General features: G+C 64.3%; 1 protein-coding gene. It reads right to left on the reverse strand.

Annotation, left to right across the window (positions count from 1 at the left end; genetic code table 11):
- Positions 1-13: 13 nt before the first annotated feature.
- Positions 14-768, reverse strand: a protein-coding gene (locus GSQ76_RS07655) for an IS5 family transposase (RefSeq protein WP_408836260.1) whose coding sequence is annotated in 2 segments (ribosomal slippage) — positions 14-438 and positions 438-768 — 756 coding nt in all. Because the reading frame shifts where the segments join, the coding sequence is not laid out codon by codon here.
- Positions 769-845: the final 77 nt, after the last annotated feature.

Raw genomic sequence — 845 nt, forward strand, 5'->3', positions numbered from 1 at the left:
CTAGGGTTCGGACTCATAACCAGTAGCTGACGGTTGCTGCGAGGCAGACGGCGCTGAGAAAGTTGGCTGCAAGCTTGTCGTAGCGGGTCGCGATGCGGCGGTAGTCTTTCAGCCTGCAGAACATGCGCTCGATGGCGTTGCGGTCGCGATAGAGCACGGGGCTAAAGCAGCTTTTCCATAGGCGGGTGCGTCTGGGCGGGATGTTTGGGACCGCACCTTGGTCCTCGATCTGTTTGCGGATGGCGTTGGTGTCATAGGCCCGGTCAGCCATGACCAGGGTGGCTGGGGCAATCCTCTGCAACAGACCCTCGGCGGCACGGCAATCGGCCGCTTGTCCGCCTGTCAGCACGAAGGCGAGCGGGCGTCCGAGGCCGTCGCTCAGGGCGTGGATTTTGGTCGTGCGTCCGCCGCGGCTGACGCCGATCGCCTGGGCTTTGAACCCCCTTTTCCTCCGGCAGCACAGCGGTGCGCTTTGATGTGGGTGCTGTCGAGCAACACGGCGGCCGGGGGACCATCGGCGGCAGCCAGGGTCGTGAACACCCGCTGCCAAACGCCTTTGGCGGACCAGCGCACGAAGCGATTGTAGAGCGTCTTGCGCGGACCATACTCGGCCGGAACGTCGATCCAGCGTCCCCCCGACTGTAGCGCCACCACGATGCCGCTGATCACCCGCCGGTCATCGACGCGGGCTACGCCCCGCGGCTTGTTCGGCAGCAACGGCGCCAACCGCTCCCATTGCGTGTCATTCAGCCAAAAACCTTCCGGCATCAACCAACTCCCCAACGGGGAACGGTGAATCACGACACCACGCGTCGCGCCAAGATGTTTATGGGTCCGGACCCTAG

It is taken from the genome of Acidisphaera sp. L21, from assembly GCF_009765685.1.
Taxonomy (GTDB): domain Bacteria; phylum Pseudomonadota; class Alphaproteobacteria; order Acetobacterales; family Acetobacteraceae; genus LMUY01.